Raw genomic sequence first — 1,733 nt, forward strand, 5'->3', positions numbered from 1 at the left:
GGGCCAAATAATTGAAAACATGGGAGGGACTCCGTTAGGGGGAAATCGCTCAGTTCAAATTGTTAGAATCGGTGAGAAGATTTACATTGTTGGAGTTGGGGACTCGGTTCAGTTACTCAATGTTATTGAGGATAAGGAAGAGTACAAAAAGTTAATGGAAGAGCATAATGAGCTATTAGAACAGCAGATGGTTCCTATGGATATAGCTGCGAGGCTTAAGGATAAATTGATATCGAAATCTACCAAAGGAACATCCCAATCATTTTCAAGTCAACTTAAGGAACAACTTGAACTTATAAAGAAAGAACGTAAAAAGGTCATGAAAGAAATTAGCAAGAAAGGAACACACCGGGATGAATGACTTAATGAATCTTTTTAGTAGCGGGGATGCCGAAACCGTATCAACATCAGTTAAGTTACTCCTGTTATTAACTGTGCTTTCTCTTGCGCCAAGCATTTTAATTTTGATGACCTGCTTTACAAGAATCGTAATTGTCTTGGGCTTTGTTAGGACCGCATTATCCACACAGCAAATGCCGCCAACGCAAGTATTGATAGGATTATCGCTGTTCATCACATTTTTTGTGATGGCCCCGGTTTTTTCAGAAGTGAATAACGAGGCTCTTCAGCCACTTTTTAATGATGAAATAAAACTAGAAGAGGCCTATGAAAAAGCGGCATTACCTTTTAAAGAATTTATGAGTAAGCATACGAGGCAAAAGGACCTGCAGTTGTTTTTAGACTATTCAAAGGCGGATGCACCTGAAACAATTGAAGATATCCCCATGACAACTCTAGTACCTGCTTTTGCAATCAGTGAAATGAAAACAGCCTTTCAGATAGGGTTTATGATCTTTATTCCTTTTCTGGTAATCGACATGATTGTAGCAAGTGTCTTGATGTCCATGGGAATGATGATGTTACCACCGGTTATGATCTCATTACCTTTTAAAATTTTGCTGTTTGTGATGGTTGATGGATGGTATTTGGTTGTTAAATCTTTATTACAAAGTTTTTAGGCAGGTGAGAGAAGGATGACATCAGAAGTGGTTATTTCTTTAGCGGAAAAGGGGATCTATACCGTATTAATTATTAGTGCACCTTTATTAATATTGGCTCTCGGTATTGGTTTGATTGTAAGTGTTTTTCAGGCAACCACACAAATTCAGGAGCAGACACTGGCTTTTATTCCGAAAATTGTAGCTGTGTTGTTGGGAATTGTATTTTTCGGACCATGGATGCTGAGTAAAATGCTCTCCTATACAACTGATATATTTAATAATCTAACGAAGTTTGTAGGATAGAGTATGGAAGAAATTATTCCGAAGTTTAGTGTTTATTTATTGATTTTTGTACGCCTAGCATCGTTTTTTATTACTATGCCTATTTTTTCGTACAGAACAATTCCCGCTCAGCATCGCATTGGAATCGGTGCATTGCTCGCCTGGATTATGTATTATACGGTTTCATCTCCTGGCTTTGAAATAGACGGTTTATATCTTCTATTGGTACTGAAAGAATCTTTAGTCGGGTTAATGCTTGGATTTTTTGCTTATATGCTTTTTTCAGCTGTTCAAACGGCTGGAGGATTTATTGATTTTCAAATGGGCTTTTCGATGGCAAACGTCATAGACCCCCAAACAGGTGCACAAAGCCCGATTATGGGCCAGTATTTATATACGTTTGCTCTTCTTTTTCTTTTAGCAATCGATGGGCACCACCTATTATTGGAT

General features: G+C 37.9%; 4 protein-coding genes. All 4 read left to right on the plus strand.

Annotated features, from left to right (window positions below):
* Window positions 1-361, plus strand: a 361-nt coding sequence (locus AC52RT_RS02605; RefSeq protein ID WP_495539304.1) for a flagellar biosynthetic protein FliO, incomplete at its 5' end; no start/stop codon positions are given.
* Entirely contained in the window at window positions 354-1,019 is a 666-nt protein-coding gene (gene fliP, locus AC52RT_RS02610; RefSeq protein WP_495539305.1) for a flagellar type III secretion system pore protein FliP, read from the plus strand. The genes AC52RT_RS02605 and fliP, both read left to right, overlap by 8 nt.
* A gap of 15 nt (window positions 1,020-1,034) precedes the next feature.
* Entirely contained in the window at window positions 1,035-1,304 is a 270-nt protein-coding gene (fliQ, locus tag AC52RT_RS02615; RefSeq protein WP_495539306.1) for a flagellar biosynthesis protein FliQ, read from the plus strand.
* Window positions 1,305-1,307: 3 nt separating this feature from the next.
* Window positions 1,308-1,733, plus strand: a 426-nt coding sequence (locus AC52RT_RS02620; protein WP_495539307.1) for a flagellar biosynthetic protein FliR, incomplete at its 3' end; no start/stop codon positions are given.

This window comes from Peribacillus sp. (assembly GCF_059453735.1).

Excerpts from the sequence above, each read along its gene's own strand:
- fliP (WP_495539305.1), top strand. The coding sequence starts at position 354 with ATGAATGACTTAATGAATCTTTTTAGTAGCGGGGATGCCGAAACCGTA.
- fliQ (WP_495539306.1), top strand. The coding sequence starts at position 1,035 with ATGACATCAGAAGTGGTTATTTCTTTAGCGGAAAAGGGGATCTATACC.